Source organism: Rhizobium sp. CB3060 (assembly GCF_025200735.1).
Taxonomy (GTDB): Bacteria; Pseudomonadota; Alphaproteobacteria; order Rhizobiales; family Rhizobiaceae; genus Rhizobium.
Map to the genome: position 1 here is coordinate 456,980 of NZ_CP104160.1, position 23,989 is coordinate 480,968.

General features: G+C 57.0%; 20 protein-coding genes. 16 read left to right on the forward strand and 4 right to left on the reverse strand.

What is annotated here, in order from left to right; translation table 11 throughout:
- The first annotated feature begins 728 nt into the window (after window positions 1-728).
- The 4 genes from N2601_RS31750 to N2601_RS31765 all read left to right on the forward strand — a co-directional run bounded on the left by N2601_RS31750 (window position 729) and on the right by N2601_RS31765 (window position 3,809).
- Window positions 729-1,433 (forward strand): helix-turn-helix domain-containing protein, encoded by a 705-nt coding sequence (locus tag N2601_RS31750; RefSeq protein WP_260305466.1) that lies wholly within the window; start codon window positions 729-731, stop codon window positions 1,431-1,433.
- Between the two features lie 275 nt (window positions 1,434-1,708).
- Window positions 1,709-2,011, forward strand: a complete 303-nt coding sequence (locus N2601_RS31755) for a hypothetical protein (protein ID WP_260305467.1) — start codon at window positions 1,709-1,711, stop codon at window positions 2,009-2,011.
- 363 nt (window positions 2,012-2,374) lie between these two features.
- The gene (locus tag N2601_RS31760) at window positions 2,375-2,980 is read left to right on the forward strand and encodes a protein rhiA (RefSeq protein ID WP_260305468.1); all 606 of its coding nucleotides are present in this window, start codon (window positions 2,375-2,377) and stop codon (window positions 2,978-2,980) included.
- Window positions 2,981-3,269: 289 nt separating this feature from the next.
- Window positions 3,270-3,809 (forward strand): hypothetical protein, encoded by a 540-nt coding sequence (locus N2601_RS31765; protein WP_260305469.1) that lies wholly within the window; start codon window positions 3,270-3,272, stop codon window positions 3,807-3,809.
- Window positions 3,810-3,902: 93 nt separating this feature from the next.
- Here N2601_RS31765 and N2601_RS31770 read toward each other — a convergent pair whose 3' ends face one another.
- The gene (locus N2601_RS31770) at window positions 3,903-5,252 is read right to left on the reverse strand and encodes a M16 family metallopeptidase (protein WP_260305470.1); all 1,350 of its coding nucleotides are present in this window, start codon (window positions 5,250-5,252) and stop codon (window positions 3,903-3,905) included.
- A 7-nt stretch (window positions 5,253-5,259) separates the two neighbouring features.
- Window positions 5,260-6,645 (reverse strand): M16 family metallopeptidase, encoded by a 1,386-nt coding sequence (locus N2601_RS31775; protein WP_260305471.1) that lies wholly within the window; start codon window positions 6,643-6,645, stop codon window positions 5,260-5,262.
- Between the two features lie 1,032 nt (window positions 6,646-7,677).
- Between N2601_RS31775 and N2601_RS31780 the strand changes: the two genes are divergently transcribed.
- Window positions 7,678-9,165, forward strand: a complete 1,488-nt coding sequence (locus tag N2601_RS31780; RefSeq protein WP_260305472.1) for an efflux transporter outer membrane subunit — start codon at window positions 7,678-7,680, stop codon at window positions 9,163-9,165.
- 217 nt (window positions 9,166-9,382) lie between these two features.
- On the opposite strand, the gene tam is transcribed toward N2601_RS31780, so the two are convergent.
- A complete protein-coding gene (gene tam / locus N2601_RS31785; protein WP_260305473.1) occupies window positions 9,383-10,153 on the reverse strand; it encodes a trans-aconitate 2-methyltransferase in 771 nt (256 codons plus the stop codon).
- Window positions 10,154-10,245: 92 nt separating this feature from the next.
- On the opposite strand from tam, the gene N2601_RS31790 reads away from it, so the two are divergent.
- Both N2601_RS31790 and N2601_RS31795 read left to right on the forward strand, forming a co-directional pair.
- Window positions 10,246-10,992, forward strand: coding sequence for a transporter substrate-binding domain-containing protein (locus tag N2601_RS31790; protein WP_260305474.1), 747 nt, complete (start codon window positions 10,246-10,248; stop codon window positions 10,990-10,992).
- An 89-nt stretch (window positions 10,993-11,081) separates the two neighbouring features.
- The gene (locus N2601_RS31795; protein WP_260305475.1) at window positions 11,082-12,026 is read left to right on the forward strand and encodes a GntR family transcriptional regulator; all 945 of its coding nucleotides are present in this window, start codon (window positions 11,082-11,084) and stop codon (window positions 12,024-12,026) included.
- 158 nt (window positions 12,027-12,184) lie between these two features.
- Here N2601_RS31795 and N2601_RS31800 read toward each other — a convergent pair whose 3' ends face one another.
- Window positions 12,185-14,011: a methyl-accepting chemotaxis protein gene (locus tag N2601_RS31800; RefSeq protein WP_311319469.1), complete on the reverse strand. Its 1,827-nt coding sequence runs from the start codon at window positions 14,009-14,011 to the stop codon at window positions 12,185-12,187.
- A gap of 300 nt (window positions 14,012-14,311) precedes the next feature.
- Between N2601_RS31800 and N2601_RS31805 the strand changes: the two genes are divergently transcribed.
- From N2601_RS31805 to tpiA, 9 genes are all read left to right on the forward strand, one after another.
- A complete protein-coding gene (locus N2601_RS31805; RefSeq protein WP_260305476.1) occupies window positions 14,312-15,406 on the forward strand; it encodes an isocitrate/isopropylmalate dehydrogenase family protein in 1,095 nt (364 codons plus the stop codon).
- 119 nt (window positions 15,407-15,525) lie between these two features.
- Window positions 15,526-16,623, forward strand: a complete 1,098-nt coding sequence (locus tag N2601_RS31810; RefSeq protein WP_260305477.1) for an ABC transporter substrate-binding protein — start codon at window positions 15,526-15,528, stop codon at window positions 16,621-16,623.
- A gap of 58 nt (window positions 16,624-16,681) precedes the next feature.
- Window positions 16,682-18,448 (forward strand): ABC transporter permease, encoded by a 1,767-nt coding sequence (locus tag N2601_RS31815; RefSeq protein ID WP_260305478.1) that lies wholly within the window; start codon window positions 16,682-16,684, stop codon window positions 18,446-18,448.
- Entirely contained in the window at window positions 18,441-19,517 is a 1,077-nt protein-coding gene (locus tag N2601_RS31820) for an ABC transporter ATP-binding protein (protein ID WP_260305479.1), read from the forward strand. The genes N2601_RS31815 and N2601_RS31820 overlap by 8 nt, the downstream gene beginning before the upstream one ends.
- Window positions 19,518-19,629: 112 nt before the next feature.
- A complete protein-coding gene (locus N2601_RS31825; protein ID WP_245464039.1) occupies window positions 19,630-20,241 on the forward strand; it encodes an aspartate/glutamate racemase family protein in 612 nt (203 codons plus the stop codon).
- A gap of 36 nt (window positions 20,242-20,277) precedes the next feature.
- On the forward strand, window positions 20,278-21,210 hold the full coding sequence (locus N2601_RS31830; protein ID WP_260305480.1) for an amidohydrolase family protein: 933 nt from the start codon (window positions 20,278-20,280) through the stop codon (window positions 21,208-21,210).
- 23 nt (window positions 21,211-21,233) lie between these two features.
- The gene (gene otnK, locus N2601_RS31835; protein WP_260305838.1) at window positions 21,234-22,502 is read left to right on the forward strand and encodes a 3-oxo-tetronate kinase; all 1,269 of its coding nucleotides are present in this window, start codon (window positions 21,234-21,236) and stop codon (window positions 22,500-22,502) included.
- Window positions 22,492-23,130, forward strand: a complete 639-nt coding sequence (otnC, locus tag N2601_RS31840) for a 3-oxo-tetronate 4-phosphate decarboxylase (RefSeq protein WP_260305481.1) — start codon at window positions 22,492-22,494, stop codon at window positions 23,128-23,130. The genes otnK and otnC overlap by 11 nt, the downstream gene beginning before the upstream one ends.
- A gap of 32 nt (window positions 23,131-23,162) precedes the next feature.
- Window positions 23,163-23,930 (forward strand): triose-phosphate isomerase, encoded by a 768-nt coding sequence (tpiA, locus tag N2601_RS31845; RefSeq protein WP_260305482.1) that lies wholly within the window; start codon window positions 23,163-23,165, stop codon window positions 23,928-23,930.
- Window positions 23,931-23,989 lie beyond the last annotated feature (59 nt).

Consider the following 23,989-nt stretch of genomic DNA (forward strand, 5'->3'; position numbering starts at 1 on the left):
CAAAAGACTTGCACTATGGGGCATATCGGCGGCGTTGCGTTCACTCCTCTATTTGACCAGCCGTCCGCTGAAGATCCATGCCTTCTTCGATAAGTGTTGAAACAAAGGACATGCCAATGCCTTATCGCACGCTGTCGATGCTGCGGAAGGCTTCGCGTTTAAACAAAGTTCCCCAGGAGCAGAATTATAGACCTATTCCCATGACGATTTGTCACCGTCTCACGGCGACGGTCTGCGGCGCAACGGTCCTGCGGATCACCGCGCCATTAATAAAGAAATATCTAAAATTTATAAACTGAATATGTTTATACGTTTGCAAAATCAAATCGTTAGCTGCAACTATGCCTCTTCCGTTTGGGGAGAGACCTGTGCATACATCGGACGAACTCACCTCTGCGACGAGCGGAGAAAGTGCAGTCCCGAGCTTTCATTTTGCCACGGCGGGTAATCGCTTTCCCTTTGAGGCATGGCGTTCTCTTCTCATTGTACTTTTCGACAGTTTCCTGCCGGATACATCGCCATCCGGCGGGTTCGAGGCCAGTCTCATAGTCCATCACTTCGGCACGTTTCTGCTTTGCCGGAGCGTTGTCGATGGCGGGCGATATCGGCGGACGCCGGCGCGCCTTGCACATGATGACATCGACCACATTGTCATTTCCTGCCTGCTGCGTGGCGCTGTCACGCTGGCCCCCCCTGCTGCCCGGAGGCTATGTCCGGGCGACGTGGCCGTGCTGGATCTCTCGGCGCCAATGGCTTTTGCCATGAAAGCGGCAGAGACGATGCACTTAATCCTTCCGCGCACCTTGCTTCCATCGGCAGTCGCGCCTGTACAGCCGATTCCCGGCCGGATCCTTACCAAGGATGCCGCGATGGGGATAATTCTGCGCAAGTTCCTAGAAGCCTTGTGCGAGGCCGCATGCAGCCTGTCCGCCGGCGAGTTGCTCGCTCTCGGGGCCTCCGTGCCTGATCTCATCGCATCATCGCTGGGACCGGGTTCTGCGGTTACGTCAAGGGACGCAAGGGGCAACCTTGGACGCAGACTGCGCCGCCATATCGAGGAAAACCTGCATCGTCGTGACTTGAGTCCGACCGGGTTGACCCGGGACTTGGGCGTTTCCCGCAGCCAACTCTATCGCCAATTTGAGACGGAGGGCGGTGTTAAGACCTATATCCGTCGCCGCCGTCTCAGACGCTGCCTGCTCGTTGTTTGCGATCCGCGCCATGCTGACCGCCGCATCGCCGACATTGCCTATGAAATGGGCTTCGCAGACGAGGCCCATTTTAGCCGTCTGTTTCGCCGAACCTTTGGACTTTCTCCGAGAGCTGCCCGGATCGCCGCGCGGATGGGCGAGGGACCAGGGCTGGGCACATTGTTGCCGCCGCAGGCCGGCGCCTCGTTCGCACGTTGGCTGACCGGACTGGGCAGCAGCTGACGTCTTGCTGCGAACGTCGGGACGCTGGTCCAAGTCTTTGGAACGCCAGCCCACAGACACCCCCGGGTGGACCACCTAGGATCATCTCAACTCAAAAGGACAACCAGACAACCTTCTGAAAGGAAGCGGATCAATGTCTAAAGCGACTGCAATCACCCACACGCCGGGCAACGCACCTGGGGCAATCGAAATCAACTTAAGCCTGACTGTCAGGTCGAGCGCGCCGGGCACACGGTATTTCAGCGTCTTTCCGCCGAAACTGAAAAGCCTCGCACTTGAGACAGACGCAGATCATCCCGGCCCTTATCTCGGCCCCAGCACGCAGACGTCCGCCTCAGATCCTCAACCGGATGGGCGAAAGCGGCGCGCTGACCCTGCTGAATTTTCGTGGCAAGGCGCTCGTCGATGCGCAGAAGACCAGGGTTTCGCTGGGCGATAGCGTGACAGTGCCCTTGAGTAACGGCACCGTCTTCTTTGTCCGGAAGGAAAACATGCACGTGACTTTCGCTTCGGAAACCTCGATGTACGGTTTTATCGGCCTGACCGCCGGACTTGCGCCGATCCTTAGGCGATCCTGAAAGCCTGGGCTCGCTCAGCCCTGAACCTGACCTGTCGTCGACGGCTGCTTTTGATTTTTGGCAGGCCCTTCCGGTTCCAAAACTCCGATCAATCGGACATGGGCCGCGCAACGAACATCTGTTTCATAAAGGGTTCGGAAAGCAGCAATCGTGCGGCCAGCACACAAATCACCGTGGGCCGGACAACCTGATCGTCCAAAGCGCCTGAACCGACCGACCTTCCCGGCCTCACGTCGCGAGCCGGGTAGCCCCTCTCCGCTTTTCCTTCACTCGCGGCGAGGGATAGACCGGCACCGTACCAGCCCCGGGTGGTGCCGGTCACACCCTAAGCACCGGGCAATACTCAAACGAAAGGAACTGCAAATGAAATATTCCCTGACCTGCATCAATAACTCGCAGCTTCATGGAAGCTTCGCGGTGTTCCAGAAAGCCCCGCCGACCACGATTCCGGGCGACGTGTTTTCGCTCGCCTGGTTCGCCCGTGCGACCGCACCGGGAAGTCGAGTAGCGTTTACATGGGGCATCGACTATAGTTTCGTCTGGTCGGAAACCGGCCTACTGCAGCCTGGCATCAATTTTTCGGCTAATCAGACCGTGCCTGCCGATCCGGATCGCCAGAACCTGATCCAGCTGACAAAGGATCAGTATAGTGCGACAACCTTCGGCAAGCAAAGCGGCGGGGGCGCACTCGGTTCGCTCACCATCCAGCAGTTGTCCACTGTCGAACCTGACAAAACGTCCGTCGGTATCGGCATGTCAGGCTCGGGTACCTTTGCCGTCCAGGCGGCTCCCAACATGACGGCCGTCTTTACCCCACACCCGAATTACTGGGTTGTCTTCGGTAATTATGAGACGGGCGACGTGATGGACATCCAAGATGTGACCAAAGCCGTCGAGGTCACCTATGGTGGCTCGCTCACGTCTCGGACGGCGGTCCTCGACATCGAAAATCTGATCAGGATTTCCTGATCACGGACTGACGGCGGCTGATAAGCCGCCGTCACCCAGGTCGGCCGCAACTCCAGCCTGGAGCACCGCCTTCGAACCGCAACGGGTTGAGAGCACCCTTCCCTCACACCAACGGCATCAACCCGGGCTTAATCCAGTTCTGGAGGCGACCAGCATTTGTGCTCTCAGAACACCTCAAAAGGCGAAGGGCGGGGCTTCCGCTCCAACGCCTACCCGATCCGGCAGAACGCAGCGGTCTGCCTCTTGGTTAACCGCCGAGCGTCTACCAATTATCGTGAAAGGAACCGTTATGAACAGCAACAAGCGACGCCATTGCGTCATCGCAACCGTATTGGCAATCCTGGCAGTCCTCACTTTAGAAAGTCCGGCCAGCGCCTATTCCGTCTATCGCGGAGTGGTAGCCAATCCTTTCCGTCATGTGATCTGGGACGAAAAGAATTTTGGAGTGAGTGGCGCTACTCCAAGCTTGTCTTTCTTCCATTATGTAGATGACGCGGCCGCAAGAGCGGCACTGTCTACCTTCCAGTGCATCGTCAAGATCGATCTAGGCAACATCGACCCACCGCCGGCACCAGGTCACCACTCTCTCATCGGAAATGCGGATATAGCGGTCGGTGCCTTCACCGTCGATCAACCACGAGTGTTTCCTTGGCAGATCTATTTCGACAACAACCCAGCCGGTCACTGGAGCATTGCAAGTGGCGCAATTTTTAATGGCAAAAATAATAACGCAGCCTCAAGGGTGGCCGCGGCGGGTATTGCCAATCTCGTCTTCAACGATCCGAATATTGCCGTCATCAATGGGAACACAACTGGTTGTTCCCGGTAGTTCGACCATAAGGTGACCTTGGCCAATCAATGAAGTGGCTCCGCTGCCGGATGCGCCCCGGCAGCATCTATCTCCATCTTTCTCCATAGACCATCATTTTTTGTGCCCTTCGAGCGGCGGTCCGACAATCATGACGGCAGGGTCGGCGGAGAGAAGCCGCCTCGCGGCGGAGCGGACGTCGTCACGGGTCACTGCCTGGATCAGCTGTTCCCGCCGCTCAATATAATCGATTCCGAGATCGTCCAACTGGATTTCGACTAAAGTTCCGGCAATTCCGCTCGATGAGTTGAGGTTATTGATCGCAAAACTGCCGATCGTATTTTTCTTTGCAGTTTCGAGTTCTTTTTCGCTGACGCCGTCCTTTGCCATCTGGCTCACTTCGGCTTGAATGAGGCAAAGCGTTTCTGCCGCCCGATCCGGGCGGGTTCTGGTTTCGACTGCGAGCGCCGCGGAATGTGCATTTGTCACGAGGGTAGATCCGATGCCATAGGCGAACCCTCGCTTCTCGCGCACTTCGTTCCAGAGCCTGGACGTGAACGCCCCACCCCCCAAGGTTTGGTTCATAAGATAGGCTGCGAAGAACTGTGGGTCCTGGCGGCTGATCCCTGGGTAGGCTAGGCGTAACTGGACCTGAGGCAAGTCAAAGGCAATGCGAATTTCCTGCCCCAGCTTTGGTTCGGTTTCGATGACTGGCGTTAGGTATGGTTCGGCCGGCAACTCGCCGAATATCTGATCCAGATCGCGCTTGAGTGCGCCTGCATCGATTGCTCCCGCCACGGCGATGACAAGGTTACCGCGGGTGAAAAGCCGCTTATGAAACGCCTTGAGATCTGAGATCTGGACAGCGGCCAAGGATTGCTCGGTGCCCTCTTCCTGCTTCGAATACGGATGATCACCGTAGATCGCCTTCGCCCATGCGACCTGTGCCGCCATCTCTGGATCTTTGGCTTCCGCCAAGATACCGGAGACGATCTGAGCGCGGATGCGATCGACGGGCGCTTGATCGAAGCGCGGCTGTTCGATGGCCAGTCGAAGAAGATCGAACGCACTATCCTTCTTGTCGGCAAGCGCACGCATGGAGCCGTAGATTGTATCGCGGCTGGCGCTGAATCGCATCTCAGCGCCAGCATCGTCCAGCTGTTCCTGAAATGTATTGCTGTCAAGGTCGCCGCCCCCTTCGTCGAACAAGCCTGTCATGAGGTTGACGAGGCCTTCCTTGCCGGCTGGGTCTTGGGTGCTGCCACCTCCTCGGAACGCGAAACGAATGGTGACAATCGGAACTGAATAATCTTCCACCAGCCACGCCTTGATCCCACTCGCTGTCCTGACCTCCTGGATAGCCATGGCCGCACGCGCAGGCGTCGACGCAGCAATGCCCAGCAATACCAGCACGAACAATAGCGGCTTGGCTGCTCCGAGCGGTAATCCGTTGAATGTCATCATCGACTTTTTAATCTCCTGAAGAGGTGTTCTCGCGCGGCAGCAGATATCCTGTCACCGATCGGTCTGAGTTAAGATATTTCTCGGCAACTGCCTGCACCTGCGTCGTCGTTACCGCGCGGACTCTCTCCTGCCATTCCTGCACGTCCTTGACAGTACCGCCGGTCGCAACGGCAGCCCCGTAGACGATGGCCATTGTCGAGGGATTGTCGCGTGCGAAGATCATCGAGCGCACAAGGCGACTTTTGGCCCTCGTGAGCTCCACATCGGAAACGCCGGCTCGTATGATTTTCCGAACTTCGGCGTCAATGGCGTCTTTCACCGCCTCGATCTTCCCCTCGCCTCGCGACGAGCCGTAAATTGTGAAGCTGGATGGATCGAGCGACGTTCCCTGGAAATAGGCGCCGGCCGAGGAGGCTATTCCTTGTTTCACCACTAATTCTTGATAGGCTCGGCTGCGCATTCCTCCGCCTAGAACTTCTGCCAGAAGATCAAGGGCCTCCGCGTCGCCCGGCTTGGCCGTCCTGTAAGACGGCGCCACCCAGGACTCTTCGAAGCTCGGCACAGTCACCCGAGAGTCGGTGAGCACGACCGTCCGTTTGGTGTTCTGTTCTGGTTCTTGCGGCCTAATGCGCGGAGGAAGGTCCGAGCCGCGCGGTACAGCCCCGTATGTTTCCTCCGCCATCTTGCGCACAGTCGCGGCGCTCACGTCGCCTGCCACGACCAACACGGCGTTATTCGGCGCATAGTAGCGATCGTAGAACCCTACTGCGTCTGCGCGATTGAGCCCTTCCATCTCGTGCATCCAGCCGATCACCGGACGGCCGTAAGGATGGTTCTGATAGAGGGTCGCTTGCGTCTCCTCCTCTAGAAGTTCCTCGGGATCGGCTTCGACGCGGGAGCGCCGCTCCTCGAGTATGACATCGCGCTCGGGCGCGATCACCGCATCGGTGAGTACGAGATTGCGCATCCGGTCAGCTTCGAATTCCATCATCGTTTCGAGCGCCGCTGGCGTGACAGTTTGAAAATAGGCGGTGTAGTCGGACCAAGTGAAGGCGTTCTCCTCACCGCCGATCTCCGCCACCTGTGTATCGAATGTGCCAGCCGAGTGCCTTTTCGTACCTTTGAACATCAGATGCTCCAAGAAATGAGCGATGCCGGAGTTGCCGGGTGGCTCATCGGCACTTCCGGCCTTATAAAGCACCATATGCGTGACGATCGGCACGCGGTGATCGGGTATGACGACCACTTCCAAGCCATTGTTCAGCAAGAAGTCGCTGATATCGGATTGGCCTAGCGGAGCCCCGACCGCCGCTTCCCAGGTTATCAGGCTCTGCAACGCAGCCAAGCTTAGGGCAAATGCACGAATGCACGACTCCATCCTAGTACGAGTCATTGGGCATCCTTGATGTTGCTTTCTGGAGAAAGCGTCGTTCTGGAGCTGGAACGCCCTGCGTTAGAACGGCCTGGCGACGTAGTGTCTTCTACTGGCATCTAGAGATCTCCGCGTGAGTTGAACCCATCAGCAGAGGATCTCAGGCAATATGCGTGCCGGACGAAAATTCCTTTTGATTTTAAAAAAATAGGTCTAATCGAACCTGCTGATGTGTTCAGCATTGTCCGATATCGGACAAGGCGACGTGCCATTAGCGACTGCGTTGTTGGCATTTCATCAGTCTTCACCAACTTGCTTGGCGCCGGGATGTAGGTGGGTGTGCCCGGTTCCCTAATAAACACGCTGTTGAAGTAGAAGGCGTTGGACCGCTTAGTTGGGATGACTTTTGAGCGTCGCACCGGCAGATGACAAGGGCGGTGGGAAATGCGGGAGTGTTTTCGATTGGGGTTTTCATCTCCATCAATCGCGTGCCGCACGCCGATCCTAGCTCAACGAGGCGTTTGGCTCGACTGTTTGTTTGCATACGTTGCCGGCAACAAGCTTACTCTCAGTCTTGCTTTCGCCCGGGGATTTCCGCTTCGGCACGAAAAATGCTTGGCTCATTCGGAAACCCCGCGCAAACGGAGAAAGATCTATGAGCCGCGCCAGTTCATCCGCAGCTTTCCTTATTGCGGCTTCTGCCCCGCCTTTTGCATTCTACGCAATCCATGTGGAAGATTTTTCAAGTACTGGCGCGACTTGGAGCCCTTGGCAAAATCAACATGGATCCACGTGAGTATAAGATTGGCTTCGTCCTGCGCTTTCGAGTTCAAATGCGGAGGCGAATTTCAAACGCAGTCGAAACGAACCCGCGCTGTAATCCATGACGTAGATCAGTGTGATCTGAACAATTAATTTTTCCAATCAGTCGCGTGCCGTTATCAAGCGTGCAAAAAACGATGACGCTGCAAGTTAGGGAGCGTGGTCATCGAAGCGCCGAGTGTCACGTTTCCCCTTAGACAGTGATCATGTAATTCAATTGTAGGTAATGTGATGGTATCCATTCGTACTGCCGCCCCCGCCCTGCTGCTGCTTCTGGCAGGTTGCGTCAGCGGCCCCGATCATAAGCCACCGGAAATGCCGCTCGCGGCCAAGTTCTCGGAGGGCGGTACGAAGATCAACGGCGACGTCTCGAGTTCACAATGGTGGACCGCCTTCGGCGATAGGAAGCTCAACGGCTTGGTTGAGCAGGGACTTGCAGAAAACCTCAATATCCAGCAGGCGCTGGAACGCATCAATCAGGCGCAGGCGCAGGTCGTCTCGGCCGCCGCCGGCGGAATGCCGAGCCTCCTCCTGTCAGGCGGTAATACGACCAGCGGCGAAAAGGGCAGCCAGCGCAACAAGAGGGAAACGGAAAACACCACCGGCGGCGATGTCACGGCTTCGTGGCTGCTCGACCTGTGGGGCCAATACCGTCGCGCCAAGGAAAGCGCCAACGCATCGCTGGATGCGGCCTATTCCAACGTTGACGTGGCTCGCCTGACCTATCTGCAGGATCTGGCAAACAGCTACGTCAACGTCCGCTACTATCAGGCCCGCGTCTCGATCGCACGGGACAACCTGAAGTCTCGCCGCGAAACGCTTGAACTCACCAAGTTCCAGCTCGATGCCGGCGCCGTTTCCCGCCTCGACGTCGTCCAGGCCGAAGGTCTCGTCAACTCGACGCTGTCTGAAATTCCAGGCCTCGAAATCAGCTACCGTCAGGCGGTGCATCATATCGCGACCCTACTCAACGTACCGTCGGCGACCATTATCGCCCAGTTGCAGGGCGGCGGTGGCCAGCCGGTATTCCGCGGCCGCGTCGATACGGGCATCCCGGCCGACCTCATCCGCAACCGGCCCGACATCCGTGTCGCCGAGCGTAACCTTGCCGCTGCGACCGCTCAGATCGGCGTGGCAGAGGCCCAGCTCTTTCCGACCATCACACTCGGCGGTTCGATTTCGCCGTCCTACATTCACACGAAGTCCATCAGCGGCAGCCTGACGACCTGGTCGTTCGGACCGAGCCTGTCGCTGCCGATCTTCGATGGCGGCGCGTTGCGCGCCAACGTCAAGAACGCCGAATCCACCAGCCGCGAACAGTACATCGTCTGGAAGCAGACCGTGCTGTCTGGTGTCGAACAGGTCGAAAACGCCCTGTCGGCCGTCAGTCGCGATGCTCAGACGGTTGCCGCACTGCGGGCACAGGTGAAGTCCTATCAGGAGGCCCTCGACCTTTCGACAGTAAGCTACAAGGACGGCGCCTCCTCGCTGCTTGACGTTCTCGACGCGCAGCGTTCCGTTTCTGACGCGCAGGAAAGCCTCGCTGAGGCCGTTCAGCAGAGCGCGCTCGACTACATCTCTTTGAACGTCGCGATCGGCGCCGGTTATGTTCCCGCCGAAAAGGCGACCGTTGCTGCAAAGGCGGCCACGGTTGTCAAGGTCGCTGCCGAGATGGCACGGAACTTACCCGACCAATCGGCCTTGCGCATGGTCGAGTGAATTAGGAAGTTGTAGCCCCCTCCTCAACCCCAGCGCATCTGTTGCTTTTCACCATTCCCTTGGCGACCAGACTTGTCTACAGGTCGGGCAACGGTGGGTGCGGCGAAGACCGCAAAGCCTTCCAGCGCAGTTGGCCGACGCCGCACTCGATGAATTCGGGGCTTTCATTGCCCCAATGAGCTGCGGTCCCGACGTCGCGGCGCGATCTTTAGTTTAATTACCGGCGCGCAACAATGAAGAGACGAGGAAACGGCAGAAGGACCGTACCATCATCCATGACTGCGTAATGCTTCGAAAGCTCTTCCTCGTATGCAGTAAGGTATTCCACCTGCTGTGCTTCGTTCAGCCGGCTAAGGTAAGGGAGAAGACCGGTTCCCTTGAACCACTCGACAATCCCGTTCAGTCCCCGAAGCGGGTGGTAGTAAGTGGTACGCCATATGTCCACGCTTGATGCATGCGGTTTAAGAATGGACCAGTAGTCCAAAACCGAAAGGATCGAGGTCCGCTCGCCGTCGGCATCCTTCAACGCATCAGACCAACGCTTGTCCCCTGCTACCGTGCGCATGCCAACATGTGTCGGCTCCTCTAGATTATCCGGCATCTGCAAGGCAAGCGTCCCGCCAGGCTTAAGGAATGACAGCAATTTCGGAAAAAGCTCATCGTGGTTTGGAACCCACTGAAGGACGGCGTTCGCGAATAGCAGGTCCTGCGGCACTTTCGGTTGCCACTGCCCGATATCGCCCAGCTGAAAATCGCAGTCGGGCAAGCGCTTCTTGGCAGCTTCGACCATCTTGAGTGATGAATCCATACCCGCAATTGCAGCCGAACCGAAACGGTCGATGAGCAGCTCCGTGGAATTGCCTGGTCCGCAGCCTATGTCTGTCACGGACCCAACAATATTTGCGACAACGCGTGCCAAAAGGTCAATTGCCGGACGCGTCCGATGGTCTTCGAACTTTAGATATTGGGATGGGGACCAAGTCGACATGGCGCTCCTTCGATGAAAATCACCTTGATTTGCATTTTCAATGACACAAATGCAATACTGGCTGTTGGAGAAACACGCAACGGAACGATTCTATGTCTGTGAATGCATTTGAACTCTCGCCGAGTGAAAAATCTGAACTGGCCCCGAATGGCGTGCTGAAGGTTGCCGTAGCGGTTGGACCCGCCGCCTCGGCGGTCTGGTGTGTTCGCGACGAGATATCGGGGCAAGCAAGAGGGGTCACGATAATCCTTGCAAGGCAAATCGCACAACGCACCGGCCTTCCGCTCGAACTCATCGAATTCTCCAGCTCAGGCGACATCGTGTCCAATGCCGATGACGGATCATGGACCCTATCGTTCGTCCCCGTTGATGATCAACGCCGAAAAGTGCTTGGCGTTGGCCCCAGCTATTACCTTGGCGTGAGCACCTATCTTGCTCGAAAGGACGCCTTCAAAACAGTGCAGGACGTTGATCAGGAGGGTGTCCGGGTTGCTGGTGTCGCGGGGACGGCGACGCTGCGAAGCGCCGAGAGGACGTTGAGAAATACCGACATCGTCGGATACGGCTCGCTCGATGAAGCGATGGCTAAATTCAAAGGCGGCGAACTAGACGCGATTGCTCTGGGCAAAGAGTCCATTATCAGCATGCTTTCCGGTTTAGACGGCTGTCACGCCGTTCAAGGCCATTTCCATGAGGCCGGTACGGCCATTGTGGTGCCTCCGGCAAATGTCCATGCGCTGGATGCAGCCATTCGAATGATGGATGAAATGAAGGCCGACGGCACCATTCGCGCCGCATACGACCAAAACGAAATGAGCCATGCGGATGTTGCACCCTGATTGTCACAGGGATGGGGTCTCACCTTTGCGTTCCGCTCAATCAGGCCTTAACTTAGGCGAAGACGATTCAGACCCATGAGTGCGCCAGGATGCGAAACAGTAGCCAGTTGACCGCAAACATTGCGAAAGAGATCAGCCAACTGATCCGGTCCGGTGATTTGAAGCCAGACGATCACCTGAGCACTCAGGGCTTGGCTGACAAATTCGGTGTTTCGCGTTCCCCCGTCCGTGAGGCCATGCAGGTGCTCTTCGAACAGGGCTTCCTTGAGCAAAAGCCTAATCGCGGCTTTTTCGTATCGACGAAGGTGATCGATGAGCCCGCCGAAGCTCCGGGCGACCAGCTGCAAGAGACGATGAGCGATTACCACCGCCTGGCGGAAGATTGGCTGACGGATCGCATTCCTGCCGATGTCACCGAACAAATGCTTCGTGACCGATATGGCTTCACGAAGGCGCAGGTCAGCGACATTCTGATGCGTGCTGCCAGAGAAGGATGGGCGGAACGAAAGCAGGGTTACGGCTGGCGGTTTCTGCCGGTCGCGAAAACGGCTGAAGCCTTCGAACAGATTTATCGCTTCCGAATGCTTATCGAACCTGCCGCGATGCTTGAACCAACATTCGCCTTGGACCGGAAGATCATCGATGAGCAACGTCGCATACAGTCCCGGATGCTCGAAACCGATATTCGTACGCTACCGGCCGAGAGGCTGCTCTATAACGGGTCGTTGTTTCATGAAGAGCTGATCAAGATGAGCGGTAATCCGTTCTTCCACCTTTCGTTGGTTCGAGTGAACCGGATGCGACGCCTCCTGGAATATCGCTCAAACGTCGATCGCGAACGATTGCACGTTCAGTGCGAGGATCACCTCGCAATCCTGTCCCTCCTCGAACGCGGTGAAATTGTCGAAGCCTCTTACGCCATGCGCAGGCATCTGGGCGGAGCACTGACGCGAAAGTCGCCCTTGCTCTGGTCACAAGAGGTTGCAGGAGTGAGGCAGGCTGAACTTTTCAGGCCCGCCGCGGTCGACAATTGATAGCGCTTATGCAGCGCTTTCATCGGGATTAGCCATCTGCTCAAGACCAAGCGGCCTTTTTTTGGCTTAAATGGAATTCCATGAGCAGCAATTCGATTTCAGCACTTAAACGAGCAAATAAACTTGAGGAAACGATAACCACTCTCCCAATAGCAGCATTACGCTGCTCGCGAATAGGAAGCCGAGGTATGATTATCGGAAGAGATGATGAATTGCCGCAGGAGCTGATTTAGCTCGGCGATATCGCTGGCAAGGCCGTGGCTGGCAGCGGTCGATTCCTCAACCATCGCAGCGTTTCGCTGCGTCGCCTGATCGATTGTGATGATCGCGCCATTGATCTCGTGCAAGCCGATGACTTGTTCTCGCGCCGCTGTGTTGATGGATTCTACCCGGTTGTTGATCTCTTCGACGTGACTGACAATTTCCTGAAGGGCTTTGCCCGTCCGTCCGACCAGATCGACACCGGATTTGACCTGCTCCCCGGACGTCGTGATAAGCGATTTGATTTCCCTCGCCGCCTGTGCGGACCGCTGCGCCAATTCGCGGACCTCCTGTGCGACAACGGCGAACCCCTTTCCAGCTTCCCCGGCTCTCGCCGCTTCCACCCCTGCGTTCAGTGCAAGTAGGTTGGTCTGGAACGCGATATCGTCGATCACTCCGATGATGTTGTTGATCTCGCCCGATGAGGTGGCAATGGCCTGCATCGCGCTGACAGCCTCGCCAACGACTGCACCCGATGTTTGAGCTGCCTGGTGCGTTTTTCGAACCAGGTCCTCTGCCTCTTGCGCTCGCAGCGTCGCATCGCGTGTCGTGGTCGTGATCTGCTCAAGAGCGGCGGCCGTCTCTTCGACAGAAGCGGCCTGCTGTTCGGTGCGCTCGGCAAGGTCATCGGCAGCAGAGCGAATCTCAGCTGCGCTTGCCGAGATGGAACGAACATTAACCGAGACGGCGCTCAGCGTGTACTCCAGCTTTTCGACGCTTGAGTTGAAATCCTGCCGGATTCGGTCGAAGTTCCCGGCAAAGGGCGTTGAAATTCGGTACGTGACGTCGCCGGTCGCGAGCGCGTTGAGTGCAGTTGCCAGGGTATTTACGGCGAAGTCGGTCTCCGCATCGTGTCGAGCCTTGTCGGCAGCACGGCTACGCTGGGCCTCTTCGTTTGCGCGATCCGTCTCCTCTGCCTCTTTCTCCAGTCTCAAGCGATGTATTGCATTCTCCTTGAAGGTGATGACACTCTTTGCCATCTTGCCCACTTCGTCGCCGCGAGCCGCTTCTTCCATGTCAATGCTAAGGTCTCCTTGAGCAAGCCGCATCATCTGCTGCCGCAGCCGCGCGATAGGCCTCAAGATTCCGAAGGTCGCCAGTGCCGTTGAGGCTGCGATTGCCAAAGCGATAGCGAGTGCTAGCAGAGTAGCGCTCTGGCGAATGGTAGAATGGTTCGCTTGCGAGAGGTCGCGAATGCCGTCGGCAACCTGCTTTTCCATTTTTTCATTCCACTCTCGAAGGCTCGTAGCCAGTTCGTCAATCTTCGGGTCAACAGCCCCGAGAACCGCCAAGGCGTTCATGTCGCGGTTGCCTTTGGCAGCAACAATGGCCTTGTCGAGACCAACCTTTATCGCGGTCGCTTTTGCCAGAAACGCTTCCAGTTCCGGTCTTGCGTCCGGGTACGCAGCAATTGCAGCATTGAGGCGGTCAAACATCCTCTGTGCGTTTTTGTCATAGCTGCTCGCCACATCGTCGAAATCCTTGGCGTCTGGCGAATAAGCGGTGAGCTGATAGGCACGATAAGCAACCGACTGCATGTGACGCGCGGCTGCCACCACATCGGTGTTTGCCTTTCCCTCAGAGTTGACAAACCGAATATAGCGATCATCCGCCTGCCCAAAGCGTAGTGACGTGTAAGCGAGGCTGCCGGCCGCGAGCACGCTGATACCGGCCGTGATGGCCAGAATTTTTAGCCCGATGCTGCTGTTCTTCAAGAATGACATCAAAACTCCTCCGCTGGGGCAAATAACCGGCAAATCTTTGCATTTGGATATTTAAAAAACCAATAATGCGTCTGTTTGTGCCACCGTTCAGCAGCAGAGATTGGTTTTTCGAAGAAATCGAATCTCCTGGCAATCCGTTGGCGGGAAAATCGGTTCTCACCCGCCTGCATTTGCGTCGCGGTCGTAGAAAATAATTGCTTTCTCCAAAACAGATTTGCATTTTAATACGTAAAAAGCCAATATCAGGCCGTGGTGATGAGCGGCGGAAAATGCTTTCGCCTTCTAGGGAGATTAGATCACATGAAAATTTCGGTCACAGAGTGCGACGGCATTGGCCCGGAAATCACTGCTGCAACGTTGGAAGTGCTGAAGGCCACCGATAAAGCCTTTGGTCTCGGGTTGGAGTATGAATTCGAAGACACTGGCTTCACGAGCTTGGAAAAATACGGCACCACCCTGCGCGATGAGGTTCTGGAGCGTGCTCGCAAAGCTGACGGTATCATCCTTGGTCCGCAGTCGCACATGGACTACCCCGCACGCGACAAGGGCGGGGTGAACGTCTCCGCCGGTTACCGCGTCAAGCTTGATCTTTATGCAAACGTCCGCCCCGCTCGTTCCCGCTCGTTCCTGAACAATTCGAAAACCATGGACCTCGTCATCATGCGCGAGGCGACCGAAGGCTTCTACCCGGACCGTAACATGGTCAAGGGGACCGGCGAATTCATGCCCACCGACGATGTCGCGCTCTCTGTTCGCAAGATCACGGCGAAGGCATGTGAGCGTATTGCTCGTCAGGCTTTCGTGCTCGCAATGAAGCGCGACAAGCGCGTAACCGCAGTCCATAAGGCAAACAACTTCATCCTGACCGACGGTTTGTTCCTGGAGCAGGTCCGCAAGGTTGCCCAGGACTTCCCTGAAGTGAAGGTCAACGATTTCATCATCGACGCTATGGCCGCACACCTCGTTCGCGATCCTTCGCGCTTCGACGTTATCGTGACCACGAACTTCTACGCTGACATCCTGTCGGATCTCGCCAGCGAACTTTCGGGCAGTCTTGGCCTTGCCGGCTCCATCAATGCCAATGCTGAACTTGGCCTTGTATGCGCCCAGGCGCAGCATGGTTCCGCCCCGGACATCCAGGGTCAGAATATTGCCAACCCGACGTCGCTCATCCTTTCCACAGCAATGATGCTCAGCTGGCTCGGCGAACAGCGGAAGCTTCCGCATTTCGAAGCTGCAGGCGCTGAGATCGAGCGTGCCGTGGATGAAGTTCTCGCTGATCCGGCCAAGCGCACCCGCGATCTCGGCGGCAACACGAACACCGACACGTTCGGCAGGTTCGTCGCGCAGGCGGTGAACAACGGAGGTTCCGCCAAGAAGGTCGCCAACGCTTAGCAGCAATTGGCTTTCTGGCCTCTGGCTGGCCAGTTTGGATTTCCCGGGGACGCACGGTGCGCCCTCGGGTTCGCCCGCCCGGAGGAGATTGCTCGGGCGCATCTTTGGGAGAAGAACAAATGAACTCTTTTATCGGCCCGAAAGGGCTCGCGACGGCTGCTGTGCTGTCCCTCCTCACTTCCGCGGCTTTCGCCCAGGAAGTCCCCGCCGGATATCCGGCCGATTACAGCGCCATCATCGAAGCTGCCAAGAAGGAAGGCGCCGTTTCAGTCTACACCTCGACCGACTCTGAACAGTCGCAGAAGCTTCAGGACGCATTTACGAAAAAATATGGCATCAAGATCGCCTACAACGACCTTGGTACCAACGGTGCATATAACCAGGTCATTTCAGAAGCTGCAGCAGGTCAAACCACGGCAGACGTGGTGTGGAGTTCCGCAATGGACCTGCAGATGACGCTCGTACAGGACGGCTACGCCGACGAGTACGCTTCCCCTGAAGCTGGCAAGCTCCCGAGCTGGGCAAACTACAAGAACGTGCTTTACGCAACGACGGTCGAGCCAATCGGCGTGATCTTCAACACCAAGGCACTGACGGAAGACAAGCTTCCGAAGACCTACGCCGATATGATCACCTTCCTGAAGGACAACAAGTCCACACTTCAGGGCAAAGTTGCCACCTTCGATCCGGAAAAGAGCGGCTCGGGCTTCCTGCATCATTCTAACGATGCGCGCAACCGCAAGGACTTTTGGGACCTCGCCAAGGCAATGGGCGATGATGGTGCCAAGATCTACTCCAGCTCGGGCGGCATGAAGGAAACCGTGGTTTCCGGCGAGAACGTCATCGCGATCAACATCATCGGTTCCTATGCCCTTAAGTGGGCCAAGGAAAGCCCGAACCTCGGTGTTCACTTCGCCACCGATTACACGCCAGCCTTCTCCCGCCTTATCATGAAGACGAAGGAAGCTCCGCATCCGAATGCCGCGAAGCTCTTCATTGACTTCATGCTGTCGGCCGAAGGCCAGTCTCTCCTTTCTGAAAGCGGCCTGCCGTCGGTCCGCGAGGATGTCACAGCTGGTCTGAACATCAAGACCCTGAACGCGCGTGTCGGCGGTGGTTTGAAGCCAATCGCTGTGGACGAAGGCGTTCTGGAATACATGGATCAAATGAAGCGCGTCCAGTTTCTTAACGACTGGAAGGCCGCGCTCGGTCGCTAATGCCCATCGGCTGCGGCGCGCTCGCGCCGCAGCCTCTCAGATCAGTTGAGAGGCAACAATGTCTACACACGCACAGGCTCCGAGCGCACTTGCGGCCACCACAAAGTCAGCGCCAGCCGAAAAGAAATATCCGCCGAAAATGCCACGGGTGGGAAATGCTAACGCTTACCGCGTTGTCGTAATCACTCTCCTTGCCGTTGCCGTTCTCGCCCCTGTCGGCCTGATCGTGTATCAGAGCTTCCTCAGTGCACCGTTCTTCAGCGCTCGCGCCCGCTTTGGCTTCGATGCCTATCGCTATGTTTTCACGGACAAAGCCTTTTACCGGGCTCTGGGCACTACCGCCGTATTTTCGTTCGGCCTGGTCGCCATCGCCGTTCCTCTCGGCGGGGTGCTGGCTTTCCTGATCACTCGCACGGACATTCGTTTCAAGCGCATACTTGAGATTCTGGTGCTCGTGCCAATGTTCATTTCGTCTATCGTTCTGGCGTTCGGCTACACCGTTTCGGTCGGTCCCGCAGGCTTTGTCTCGATCTTCATTCGTGATCTGATCGGCTTCGTCCCGTGGAATATCTACAGCCTCTCGGGGATGATCCTAATCGCGGGGCTCAGCCACGTTCCGAACGTCTATCTTTACGTATCGGCTGCAATGCGCAATTTGCCGTCGGACCTCGAAGAAGCCGCTCGCACGACTGGTGCATCGGTATGGCGCGTGTCCCGGGACGTAACTCTGCCAATGGTACTTCCGTCGCTGATCTTCGCGGTTGCCCTGAACATCCTGCTCGGCTTTGAGACCTTTGGCATTCCGCTCGTCCTGGGTGATCCGAACGGCATCATGGTCCTGACGACCTACATATACAAGCTCACCACCTTGTTCGGCACTCCGACCTACCAGCTGATGGCGGTTGTCGCCGTCGTCCTGGTGCTCATCACGCTGCCGCTCGTTGCGATCCAGCGCCGACTGCTGCGCAACGCCCGGCGTTATGCCGCTCTTGGTGGTAAGGGTGCCCGCGTTGCCACCCTTAAGCTCGGCACCAGTGGACAGGCCATCGCACTTGCCATCATCGGGCTGTGGCTGTTCATCTCGGTCGTCCTGCCTATCGGTGGGATCGTTGTCCGTGCGTTCGTCGATGCATGGGGCGAAGGCGTCAACCTTTTTGACCAGTTCACACTGGCAAACTTCGCCCACTTGATGGACGTTCCGGCGCTTAAGAACGGCATCGTCAACACGATCCTTCTGTCGGTCGGCGGCGGCGCTCTTGCGGTGTTCATCTACCTGCTCGTTGGACTGGCTGGTCACCGCAACTGGGGCATGTCGAACACGGTTCTGGATTACATCGTCCTCCTGCCGCGAGCACTTCCAGGTCTCGTCGTCGGCCTGGCATTCTTCTGGGTCTTTCTGTTCGTGCCATTCCTGACGCCGCTGCGTCCGACCCTCGTCAGCCTGTTCGTCGCCTACGTTGTCGTTGGCTTGTCCTATGGACTACGTCTCCTTCAAGGCACGCTGCTGCAGGTCGCTCCTGAACTCGAAGAATCCGCTCGCACGACGGGTGCGACGATTGGCCGGACGTGGAAAGACGTCGTAATCCCCATCGTTCGTCCCGGCCTTGCAGGCGCGTGGGCTCTCATCATGATCATCTTCCTGCGTGAGTACGCGACAGGTGTTTATCTCATGGGCGCTGGCACCGAAGTCATCGGTTCGCTCATGGTTTCGCTGCTGCAGACCGGCGCGATGAATACCATTGCCGCACTTTCTCTCATCAGCATCGTCCTGACAGGTGCGGGCCTTGCCCTTGCCCTGCGACTTGGAGCAAAAATCCATGACTGAACTCGTTGTAAACAATGTCCAGAAATGGCTGGGCGGCCTGCAAATCCTCAAGGGTGCATCCTTTACCGCGGAGCGTGGAAGCATCGTTGCGCTCCTGGGAGCCTCTGGCAGTGGGAAAACCACCCTGCTTCGCTGCATCGCTGGTCTCGAACAGCCCGAGATCGGGACAATCGTAATTGGCGGGAAGACTGTACTCGATGGCGAAAAGAAGCTAATTTTGCCGCCTGAACAGCGCAACATCGGCCTTGTGTTCCAATCTTACGCGCTCTGGCCACACCGCACCGTCAAGGAAAACGTCGGTTATGGTCTGAAACTGCGCGGCATCAATCCGACCGAGATCGGCATCAGGGTTCAAGCGATCCTTGAGCGCCTCGGTCTCGGCCACCTCGCGGACCGGTATCCGTCGCAGTTGTCCGGCGGTCAGCAGCAGCGCGTCGCGATCTGCCGCGCCCTGGTCTACGAACCGCGCGTTCTTTTGCTTGACGAACCGCTGTCCAATCTGGACGCCAAGCTGCGCGAAGAGGCTCGCTACTGGATTCGTAAGCTGATCCTCGATCTGGAAATCTGTGCAATCCTCGTTACGCATGACCAAAGCGAAGCCTTGGCTGCGGCCGACAACATTCTCCTGCTGCAGGACGGCCGTATCGTTCAGCAAGGCGGTCCGCAGGAGATTTACTCCAACCCGAACAGCTTCTATTCGGCGGACTTCCTGGGCGCTAACAACATCGTCAAAGGCAAGGTTCATACCGTCGATGGCAAGGCTGCCGTGATCGGCGGTGACGGCTGGGCGCTCAATGGAACGGTGCGCGAAATGTCAGGCCTTGGAGCGGCGCAGGATGCGCGAGCTGTCATTCGTGTTGAACAGATCAAGGTTGCCGATACTCCTTTAAACGATGGTATCGAGATGGACCTCGATGACAGCATCTACCTTGGAGATCGTTGGGAATACCGGCTGCGGCGCGGTGATTTCGTGGCGAAGGCGCATGGAACGAAACGGATGCCAACTGGAAAGGTGTGGGCCCAAATCCCGCCTGAAAGTGTCTGGCTGTTCTCCGGCGCGCAAAAGTAGGCCACGTCAGGCGGCCGCCCTCCTCCCGGGCGGCCGCTGACTTCATAGTTCACATCAGAGGTCAAAAATGTCCGCCCCCCGTATTGCCCTGATCCACGCGACGCCCGTCGCGATGGAGCCGATCAAGGCCTCCTTTGCCTCCGCCTGGCCGGAAGCGGAGACTGTCAATCTTCTTGAAGATAGCCTTTCACCGGATCGAGCCAAGACGGATGAAATCACGCCGGAGTTGGCGGAACGGATATTCAGTCTCGCAGAATATGCCTTGAAAGCGAAATGCGATGCTGTCCTCTTTACCTGTTCAGCTTTCGGTACCGCAGTTGAGGCGGCCGCCGCCAAGCTTCCCATTCCGGTTCTGAAGCCCAACCAAGCAATGTTTGAAGCAGCTATCAACCAAGGCGGTCGAACGGCGATGCTCTACACGTTTCCTCCAGCTCGCGAGGGCATGGAGGAGGAATTTCACGAAGAGGCAAAGCGGCTGAACCCTGAGGCAAGTATTCAAAGTTTTCTTGTCGAGGGGGCAATCGAGGCTGTGAGAAGCGGCGATGCCGAGACCCACAACCGTCTTGTGAAGGAAGCAGCCGCGTCTCTCCGTGACTTCGACGCAATCATGCTTGCGCACTTTTCAACCGCTCGCGCTCTTTCGCCAGTCCGCGAAGTCACCTCTATCCCAGTTTTCAGCAGCCCAGACGCTGCGGTCGTGAAGTTGAAGAAGTTGCTCCGGTAGGGCAACGCGAGCGGAAAAATAGGAGGAGTAACGCATATGCAATTGACGAGACGGGATTTCATGGTGGGCGCCCTTGGAGCTGCTGCCGTTGCTTGTTCAACGGCTGCAAATAGCGCCGACACGGTTCCTTATTCATCCGGGGACAACAATCCGAAGTTCAAAGCGCCTGCTCATACATGCGACGCCCATTTCCATATCTATGACAATCGTTTTCCGGCTGCGCCAAACGCAAGCCTGATACCTCCGAATGCCCTTATTGCAGATTATGAAAAGCTCCGCTCTCGATTGGGATTCGAGCGCAGCGTGATTGTGCAGCCGTCGACATACGGGACCGACAACTCCTGCCTGCTGGAATCCCTTAAAATTCTGGAATCGCGTGGCCGAGGGATTGCCGTCGTCGATACATCGGTAACCGATGAGCAGCTCAAGGAATTGAACGCCGCTGGGATACGGGGCATCCGTTTCAATCTAGGAAGGGCTGGTGCAACGACGGTCGAGATGATCGAGCCGCTGTCCAAGCGGGTAGCCGACCTCGGCTGGCATATCCAGGTTCACATGTCCGGCAACGACATAGCCAAGAATGCCGATCTGTTCGCACGTCTTCCCTTGACCGTCGTCTTTGATCACCTTGGGCGAATTCCCCAGCCCGATGGCATCAAGCACCCGGCATTTGCCGTGATCAGCGCTCTGCTCGAACAGGGAAAGGCCTACACGAAGCTATCAAGCATCTACCAAGACACGGTTGTCGGGCCACCGACATACGAAGACATGGGAGCGGTCGCTCGGGCTTACCTTAAGATTGCGCCCGAGCGGGTGCTGTGGGGGTCCGATTGGCCCCATCCTTCTCCTGGAAAATTCGGCAAGCCCAACGATGCGACACTGATGGACCTTTGCGCGGAGTGGGCGGGCGATGACGGGACCCGCCAGAAGATTTTTGTTGATAATGCGGCCACGCTTTACGGCTTTTGAAGATCGCGGGAAGGAAGCGCACAATGTTACTCGGGGTAATCGCAGACGACTTCACGGGCGCAAGCGACATAGCCAATACTATCGCCAAAGGCTTGCCTTCCCACGGAGGTCTAAGAACGGCGCAATTCCTGGGGGTACCTTCAGCAGCTGCTCCGCAAGAGGTCGAAGCTGGCGTTGTAGCCTTGAAGAGCAGGTCCATTCCGGTAGCTAACGCCGTCCAACAATCGCTTGCCGCCTTAGACTGGCTGCTTGCACAGGGATGTCAGCAGATCGTGTTCAAATACTGCTCGACATTCGATTCAACGAAAGAGGGCAACATTGGTCCGGTTGGTGAAGCACTCGCGGAGGCGCTAGGCGCTAGAGGTGTCGTCGTTTGCCCTGCATTCCCCGGAGCGGGTCGTACCGTCTACATGGGACATCTGTTTGTCAATGACCGTCCGCTCAATGAGTCTGGCATGCAAAACCACCCGCTGACGCCAATGACGGATTCCGACATTCGGCGTTGGCTCGGCTATCAGACGAAGACCCCGGTTGGTCTGGTGCCTACCCCAGTGGTCAGGCAAGGCGAAGCTGCGATAAAAGAAGCGCTCGCTAACGCTGAAGGCACCATGGTCATCGTCGACGCCACATCGGACGACGAGCTGGCGATCATCGGCGCCGCAATTGCCGACCATAAGTTGGTGACCGGAGGCTCCGGCATCGCAATCGGCCTGCCCGCCAACTTCATTCGACGCGGATTGGCGAAAGGATCCCACGGCAACTCCATCGGTACGACGGGGCCGGAAGCCATTCTTGCCGGAAGCTGCTCTGGTGCGACCCGGGGCCAGATTGACCTTCATAAGGCGAGCCATCCGACGCTGCCTATTGATGTAGACAAGGTCATGAGCGGTGAGACGACTGCCGACGATATCGTCAAGTTCATCCAGGCAAATCACGGAAAAGCACCACTTGCCTACTCTTCCGGAACTCCTGAAGACGTTCGCCGGATGCAGGATAAGTACGGCCGCGATGAAGTCGCACATAAGCTTGACGGGTTATTCGCCGAGACTGCGCAGAAACTCGTGGCTGCTGGTGTAACCAGATTGGTGGTCGCAGGCGGCGAGACCTCGGGAGCCGTAGTCTCCGCCCTTGATCTTGGTGCGCTCACCATCGGCCAGGAAATCGACCCTGGCGTACCAGTCCTCCTGTCGCTCGGTGACAAGCCGATAGCTCTCGCGCTGAAGTCTGGAAACTTCGGTGCGCAGGATTTCTTCAGGAAAGCATTGAACAGGCTGACATCACATGAGCAATGAATCCACAGTTCGCGAGGAAATCGTGCGCCTGTCACGGTCGCTTTTCGAACGAGGGTACTCAGTCGGTACGGCGGGAAACATCAGTGCCGCCGTGGATGACGGCATCCTCATGACACCAACGAATTCATCATTGGGTTTTCTTGATCCCGCTCGGATCAGCAAGCTTGGCCGAGATGGTCGGCATCTTTCCGGGGATAAGCCTTCCAAGGAAATATTCCTACATCACGCATTCTATGAGACACGACCGCAGACCGGGGCCGTTGTGCATCTGCATTCGACCTTCGCGACCGCTCTCTCATGCCTGACAGATGTCGATCCGGACGACTGCATTCCTCCGTTGACCCCTTACGTGGTGATGCGGGTTGGCCAGGTGAAACTCGTTCGTTATGTGCGACCGGGGGACGAGAAGGCCGGTGATCTGATCCGTGAACTAAAAGGACGTTATGCGGCAGTCTTGCTGGCAAACCATGGACCCGTGGTGACCGGCAAGGATATCGGATCAGCTGTCTATGCGGCAGAAGAACTTGAGGAGACGTCAAAGCTTCTCGTGCTCCTACGTGGCGCACCAACGCGGATGCTGACCGAAGAAAACGTGGCCGAGCTGAGAGCCGTATTCGGCGCATACTGAGAAAATCAGGAACTTGTACGACAGGAGAAGCGATGACTGGTCCCTATCTCATCGCAGGCAATTGGAAAATGAATGGCCTGAACAGCTCCTTGGCTGTTCTTGAAGAGACTGCCCGTTCTTGTGAGCGCATGGACGGTGACGTCGAAGTCGTCATGTTTTTGCCTGCAACGCTGCTGGCAGTCTCATCGATTGTGATCAAGGACACGAAACTGCAGTTGGGCGGCCAGGACTGTAGCTCTGAAAGATCGGGAGCGTTCACCGGCGAGATATCTGCCGAAATGTTGAAAGACGCGGGAGCAAGATTCGTCATGATTGGCCACTCGGAGCGCCGTCTGCGTCACGCTGAGGGTGACGATCTGGTTCGCCAAAAGGCGATTCAGGCGATAGAGGTCGGTCTCACGGCCCTCATCTGCATCGGCGAAAGCGGTCAGGAAAAGGCAGAAGGCAAAACCCTCGCGGTTCTGTCCAGCCAACTGACCTATTCCGTTCCGCGCGTTTCCTCTATCGACCAGATCGTTATCGCCTATGAACCGACGTGGGTTACCGGAACCTGTGTCACTCCGACCCTGGATGAAATCGCTCACGTGCACCGGCATATCCGGTCAGAGCTTCTGGCGCATTGGGGCGACAGTGGCCAGCAAATTCGTGTCCTTTATGGAGGGTCAGTCCAGCCATCGAATGCAGCGGAGATTCTAGCAATCGCTGAAGTGGGCGGACTGCTGGTAGGTGGCGCAAGCCTCGATGCAAAACAGTTCTCAGCTATATGCGAGCACGGTCGGTCTGTAAGAGCCGCAGCATGACCAGGGACATCACCTCGCAGTCTCATGTCTTACAGTCAAGCAAGCCCAGGGAGGCAAAC